The sequence below is a fragment of the Burkholderia sp. E168m23 genome (assembly GCF_016586125.1).
Classification (GTDB): domain Bacteria; phylum Pseudomonadota; class Gammaproteobacteria; order Burkholderiales; family Burkholderiaceae; genus Burkholderia; species Burkholderia orbicola.
In genome coordinates, this window is record NZ_BCPP01000002.1 from 22,752 (window position 1) to 29,881 (window position 7,130).

The following is a 7,130-nucleotide window of genomic DNA, read 5'->3' on the forward strand; positions in this document are numbered from 1 at the left end:
CCGCGCGCCCCTCCCCACTCCTGTTTCAAAGCATGCACACGGTTGTCTTCGGCTGGTTCGGCATCTCCGCCGTCTGGTTCCTCCTTCTCTTCTGGCGTCTCGTGCAGGCGATGCTGCCCGGCGGCGGCGGGCTTGCCGGCCGCGGCTCGATCCGCCTGTGGCTCGGCTTCGCCGCGGTATTCGTCGCCAGTTGCACGCTGACGAGCCCGCTGTCGGGCCCCGACACGAACGCGCTCGGCCATGCGTTCTCCGCCGGCTTCGCCCACGTGCTCGGCCCGATCGGCACGCCGGTCGCGATGGTCGTGCTGTTCTTCGCCGGCTTGCCGTGGCTGACCGGCATCGGCTGGCGGCAGTTCGCCGCGTGGGTCGACACGTCGTTCGGCGTCAAGCTGTCGCGCGACGGCGGCGACGACGACGCGCGCGGGATCGCCGACCTGCCGCGCAGTGCATTGCATCGCGACGACGACGTCGTGCAGCCGACCACCGCGCATACCGTCAACTCGATGGCGCCGCGCCAGAACGGCCGGTATTCGCGCCCGACAGTGTGGAAACCCGATCCGCAGGCACGGCCGAAGCCGCGCAGCAAGACCCCGCCGCGCCCCCTTGCGGAACCCGTCGCGCCGTCGGGCTGGCTGAAGCCGAGCGCGCCGCAGCGCACGCCCGCGGCGCCCGCGCCGATCCCGGCCAGCGCGATGCCGCCGCCGACCACCGGCAGCACCGCCAGCCTCGCGCGCGCGGCAGCGAACACGCAAGTGCCGCGCCCCGCACCGGCGCCGCTTCCGGTCGGATTCGAACCTGTCCGACCGCGCCCGACCGCCGCACGCCCAACCACCGCCGCGCTGACGCAGACGGCGCCGCGCGCCACGGTCACGCCGCGACCGGCTGCTACGCAGCCGCCGCGTCCGCCGGTGCGCCCGGTCACAGGAGCGACGCCAGCCGGCCTGTCGACGGACGCGGCACGACGCCGCCCGGCGCCGCCCGCGCCGGCGCGCGCGCCGCTCTATGCGTGGAACGAGAAGCCGGCGGCGCCGATTACGCCCGCACCGAGCGTTCACGACACGCTGCGTTCGATCGAGGCCAGCACCGCGCAATGGGCGTCGCTGGGCGGCACGCCGTCCGGCGATGCAGCGCACACGGCGGCAGCAGCCGCTGCCGTGGCCGGTGTCGCCGCCGCAGCCGGCAGCGTGGCCGCGCCGGCATCGGCGACCGTGTCGAATGCGTTCGGCTCCGCGACGCACGGCATCGCAGCCCAGGGCGCCAATGCTCCGGCTGAACACGATGCCGCGCCCGCATACGACGACAACGCGCCGATCGTGCTCGACGCCTTCATGCCGGCGCAGTCCGGCATCGCGCAGGCTCCGGTTGGCGATTTGTCCCCTCCTGCATTCGGTGACGCTGAACCGAACGCACGGTCGAATACCGCCATCGACGATGCCGCGTTCTCGCATCGCGCCGACGACGCAATCCGTCACGTCGACGCTACGCCCGCCGCGCCGGCATTCGGGGTCGCAGCACCGTCGATCGACGCACCCATCGACGTCGCGCCTTGGGAAGATGTCGTCAGCGCGCCGGTTCCGGCGCTCGACGTGTCGACCGGAAACCCGATCGCCGAGCCGCCGGCAGTCACCGCGGGACCGCAATCCGCGCATTCAGCCTTCACACAAGGAGGCGACGCAGCGGTTCGCGACCTCGACACCGGCAAAGCGACCGGCTCCGTCGATATCGACGACCACGCCGACGCGCAACCGGCGTCCGCAATCGATCGCGCCGCTTCGGCCCGCGTGCCTCAAGGGGCTGCCGATCCGCACGCCGCCGCGAAGCCTGCCGACGGCATCGTTCCGTTCGCTGCCCTGCCCGCTTCGTCGCTCGCGGGAACGTCCGTGAGCGCAGCTTCGGGGACCACGTCGATTGCGGCAACATCGGCACCGGCGGTATCGAATCACGTGCCGGACGCCGTCAAGCCGGTCGAGGCGGCGGAACCCGCGGCACCGCTGTCGGCGGTCGCTCAACGCGCGACGCCCGCTACATATTGGACCGCGCCGACGATACCGCCCGCAGCGACACAAACGACCGTTGCCGCTGAACCGCCGAAATCGCCGGCGGTTCAGCCGTTCGCCGCAACCTCGGCGGCTTCGGCCGTCAATGCATCGCCGCTGACCGGCACGGCTCATGGCTCGACTGCACACGCATCCGCGCCGGCCTCCGCATCGAACATCGCGCCCGTCGCTACCGCAGTTTCGCCCGTCGGCGTAACCGGCACGGCGTCCGCTTCGCCGTCGCAACCGGCCGCCTCGGCACCACCCGTTACTTCCGTCGCGTCGGCATCGCCGGCCGGTGCCACGGACCTGACTGACGGTTCGCTTTCCCGCGCCTCGACGCCTGCATCGACCGATGCGCCTGCCGTGATGCCGTCGACGACTGGCGCATCGGTTTCGACGTTCGGTTCGACTGCGCAGGCGCCCGTAACGCCGGTGCCGGCTACCGCGATGCCCGCGACTTTCACGTCCACATCGATCGCCGCGCCGTCGTCCCCGTCGGCATCGGCATTTCCTGTCGACACAGCAGCCACGTCGACCGGTACGACGACCTTCGCTCCATTCAGCGCATCGGGCGCGGTCGCTCCGCAGCCGCCAATCAGCCTGCCCGTATCACCAACCGCGTCCGCCGCGACGTCGACGTCCTTCACGTCCTTCAGCGCGCTCGCGCCGACGACCACGGACGCCGCCACGCCAGCGCACCCGATCGCCAGCGCGCCTGTCGCCGCGGCCGGGCCGCTGACGTCCATCGGGGCGGCCACCGCGACGCAGGCTCCGTCGATCGCGTCCGTCCCAGCCGCCGCCCCGGCCGCGACTCAGACGTTCACGACATCGCCCGCCCCTGCCGTCTCATCGTCGGGCTGGTCCATGTCGCATGACGTGACGGCAGCACCGACCACGGCACCGCTAGCGGCAACCGTCCCCGGCGCGAACCTGCCGACCACGCCGGCAACCGTCGTTTCCGCGCCGCCATCGCCGGCAGCCCCGCCGATCGGCGCACCGGCCTCCCATCCAATCGAGGCAACCGGCCCCGCCCAAGCCGATACCCCAGCCCGCCCGCCGCGCCCGAACGCGTTCGAATTCCACGCACCCGCGTCGTTCAACGTCGAACTGCCGACGCTCGACCTGCTCGAGCCCGCGTCCGACGACGTCGAAATGATCACCGACGAACACCTCGCGCAAACCGCGCAGGTGATCGAACAGCGGCTGCAGGAATTCAAGGTGCCGGTGACGGTGGTCGGCGCGTCGGCTGGCCCCGTGATCACGCGCTTCGAGATCGAACCCGCGCTCGGCGTGCGCGGCAGCCAGATCGTCGGCCTGATGAAGGACTTGTCGCGCGGCCTCGGCCTCACGTCGATCCGCGTCGTCGAGACGATCCCCGGCAAGACCTGCATGGGCCTCGAACTGCCGAACGCGAAGCGCCAGATGATCCGCCTGTCGGAAATTCTTGCCGCACGCGAATACCAGCATTCGCCGTCGCAACTGACGATCGCGATGGGCAAGGACATCACCGGCCACCCGGTCGTCACCGATCTCGCGAAGGCGCCGCACATGCTCGTGGCCGGCACGACGGGTTCGGGCAAGTCGGTCGCGATCAACGCGATGATCCTGTCGCTGCTGTACAAGGCGACGCCGGAAGACGTGCGGCTCATCATGATCGACCCGAAGATGCTCGAGCTGTCGGTCTACGAAGGCATCCCGCATCTGCTCGCGCCGGTCGTCACCGACATGAAGCTCGCGGCGAACGCGCTGAACTGGTGCGTCGGCGAAATGGAGAAGCGCTACCGGCTGATGTCGGCCGTCGGCGTGCGCAACCTCGCGGGCTTCAACCAGAAGATCCGCGACGCGGAAGCGAAGGAAAAGAAGATCGGCAACCCGTTCTCGCTGACGCCCGAGGATCCGGAGCCGCTGTCGACGCTGCCGCTGATCGTCGTCGTGATCGACGAGCTGGCCGACCTGATGATGGTCGCCGGCAAGAAGATCGAGGAACTGATCGCCCGCCTCGCGCAGAAGGCGCGCGCGGCCGGCATCCACCTGATCCTCGCGACGCAGCGGCCGTCCGTCGACGTGATCACCGGCCTCATCAAGGCGAACATCCCGACGCGCGTCGCGTTCCAGGTATCGTCGAAGATCGATTCGCGCACGATCCTCGACCAGATGGGCGCGGAGTCGCTGCTCGGGATGGGCGACATGCTGTTCCTGCCGCCGGGCACCGGTTATCCGCAGCGCGTGCACGGCGCGTTCGTCGCCGACGAGGAAGTGCACCGGATCGTCGAGTACCTGAAGCAGTTCGGCGAGCCGCAATACGAGGAAGGCATCCTCGACGGCCCGGCCGCCGACGGCGCGACGCAGGACCTGTTCGGCGACGCGCCGGACGCGGAAGCCGATCCGCTGTACGACGAAGCCGTCGCGTTCGTCGTGCGCACGCGGCGCGCGTCGATCTCGTCGGTGCAGCGGCAGTTGCGCATCGGCTACAACCGCGCGGCGCGGCTCGTCGAGCAGATGGAGGCGGCCGGCCTCGTGTCGGCGATGGGCATCAACGGCAGCCGCGAGGTGCTCGTGCCGGCTGCGGCCGACTGAGGCAGGCGGCCCGCCGGCCGCCGTTCATCGACATGGGCGCGTCGTGAAACCGACTGCCTGAAATACGAAGGGCGCTGCATCGGCAGCGCCCTTCTTGCATCAGCCGGGAATCCCCGCGATTTACTGGGCGACCGGCACCAGCTTGAAATCGACCGGCTTGCCGACCGCGATCTTCTGCGGATTCGCGCCGAGCTGCCCCGTTTCGACATCGCGACTGAACACGTAGAACGTGTCGCTGTCCTGGTTGCCGACGATCAGCCACTTGCCGGTCGGATCGATCAGGAACTCGCGCGGCGTCTTGCCGAGGCTCGACTGGCGGCCGACGTGCTTCAGCCGGCCGTCGGCCTTGTTCACCGCGTAGATCACGAGGTCGTTCGCGTCGCCGCGGTTGCTCGCGTACAGGAAGCGGCCGTCCGGCGACAGGTGGATCGCGCCGCCGCCGACCTTGCCCTTGAAGCCGGGCGCCGTCATCGGCAGCGTCTCGATCGGCGTCAGCTTGCCGTCGTGATAGCCGAACACCTCGACCGACGCGTTGAGTTCGCTCGTCACGTACGCGAACCGGCCGTCGGCGCTGAACACCATGTGACGCGGGCCCGAGCCCGCCTTCACCGGCGTGTAGCGCGTGTCGGTCGGGCTGATCAGCCCGCGGCTGCCGTCCACCGTGTAGCGGTAGCCGTAGATCTTGTCCGCGCCGAGATCCTGCACGAACAGATAGCGGCCGTCCGGCGAAAACACCGTCGAATGCACGTGCGCGCCGTCCTGGCGGCCCTTCACCGGCCCGGTGCCTTCGTGGTGGACCGTCAGCACTGCCTGACCGACCGCGCCGTCGTCGCGCAGCGGAAGCACCGCGAAGCTGCCGCCCGGGTCGGCCGCGACCGAGTAGTTGGCGGTGACGAGGTACTTGCCGTCCGGCGACAGCGCGAGATAGCACGGATCGTTCCCTTCCGACGATACGCGGTCGATGAAGCTCAGCGCGCCCGTCTTCGCGTCGAAGCGGAACGCGCTCACGCCGCCGCGCTGCGTCGCCGGCCCGTCGTCGCCGGGCAGTTCGTTGACCGCGTAGACGGTGCGACCGTCGCGGCTCGGCAACAGGTACGACGGATTCACGGTCTTCGCCGACGACACCGGCGCGACGCTGCCGCTCTTGGTATCGAAGCGGTAAACGTAAATCCCGTCGCTGCCGCCGCCCGTATAGGTGCCGACGAGCAGGTTGTAGACGCCGTCGGCCGGGGCGGACGATTGCTGCGCGAATGCGTGGGTCGCGGACAGGGAAAGCACGATCGCGAAACCTTTCATCCAGTGAGCGAACCTAAGCGGGAACCCTCGTGTCGAAGCGCGTGCGTCACGCTCGCGTAAACGGTTGGGCATTGAATCCTCCTTGCATCGAGTCGCTTCAAGTGTTGAGATAGGACGAAACGCCGGCCGTTCACGCGCTCCGCCGCCCGGCCGAGTATACGGGGCGCGGCGCCCGCGCGTGAAGTCGAGGGCGTCGACGTCCGCATTGTGAAACTCGAATACCCAAGGATCGCCTGCCCATGCCCGCCCTGATCGAAGACTACGCCCTCGTCGGCGACGGCCACACGGCCGCGCTGATCGCAAAAGACGGCTCCGTCGACTGGCTGTGCTGGCCCCGCTTCGATTCGGGCGCCTGCTTCGCGGCGCTGCTCGGCACGCCCGAGCACGGCCGCTGGTTGCTTGCTCCGGCCGCCGACGCCGCGATCACGCACACGACCCGCCGCTATCGCGGCGACACGCTGATTCTCGAGACCGATTACGAAAGCGCCGACGGCGCCGTCACCGTGATCGACTTCATGCCGCCCGGCAACGGCTGGTCCGAACTGGTGCGGATCGTCGTCGGCCGCCACGGCAAGATGAAGATGCGCATGGAACTCGTGTTGCGCTTCGACTACGGTTTCTCGATTCCGTGGGTCACGCAACTGACCCGCGAGGACGGCATGAAGGCCATCGCCGGCCCCGATACCGTCGTGCTGCGCACGCCGGTGCCGCTCACCGGCAAGAACCTCCACACGCTCGCGGAATTCACGGTCGGCGCCGACGAGCGCGTGCCGTTCTCGCTCGGCTACGCGGCGTCGCACATGCGGCTGCCGCCCGCGCGCGATCCGCTGTCGATGCTCGCGCGCACCGAGAACTACTGGCTCGAATGGTCGGGCCGCTGTCAGGTGCAGGGCCGCTACGCGGCCGCCGTGCGCCGCTCGCTGATCACGCTGAAGGCGCTCGCGTACGAGCCGACCGGCGGCATCGTCGCCGCGCCGACCACGTCGCTGCCGGAGAAGATCGGCGGCAACCGCAACTGGGACTACCGCTACTGCTGGCTGCGCGACGCGACGATCACGCTGCTCGCGCTGATGCGCGGCGGCTACTACGACGAGGCGCGTGCGTGGCGCACGTGGCTCGGCCGCGTGATGGCCGGCTCGCCCGAGCAGATCCAGATCATGTACGGAATCGCCGGCGAGCGCCGGCTGCCGGAAATGGAGCTCGACTGGCTGCCCGGCT

3 protein-coding genes are annotated in these 7,130 nt (G+C 69.7%); 2 read left to right on the top strand and 1 reads right to left on the bottom strand.

The features are described from left to right. Positions 1-32 precede the first annotated feature (32 nt). Entirely contained in the window at positions 33-4,616 is a 4,584-nt protein-coding gene (locus tag JMF90_RS40660) for a DNA translocase FtsK (RefSeq protein WP_011694342.1), read from the top strand. A 120-nt stretch (positions 4,617-4,736) separates the two neighbouring features. Here JMF90_RS40660 and JMF90_RS00260 read toward each other — a convergent pair whose 3' ends face one another. Next, a complete protein-coding gene (locus JMF90_RS00260; RefSeq protein WP_011545866.1) occupies positions 4,737-5,984 on the bottom strand; it encodes a lactonase family protein in 1,248 nt (415 codons plus the stop codon). A 167-nt stretch (positions 5,985-6,151) separates the two neighbouring features. Here JMF90_RS00260 and JMF90_RS00265 point away from each other — a divergent pair. After that, positions 6,152-7,130: glycoside hydrolase family 15 protein (locus JMF90_RS00265; RefSeq protein ID WP_201324923.1), on the top strand; the 979-nt coding region annotated here is incomplete at its 3' end.

What these genes read in the sequence shown, in the direction of transcription:
- JMF90_RS40660 (WP_011694342.1), top strand. Translation starts at nt 33, where the DNA reads ATGCACACGGTTGTCTTCGGCTGGTTCGGCATCTCCGCCGTCTGGTTC.
- JMF90_RS00260 (WP_011545866.1), bottom strand. Translation starts at nt 5,984, where the DNA reads ATGCCCAACCGTTTACGCGAGCGTGACGCACGCGCTTCGACACGAGGG.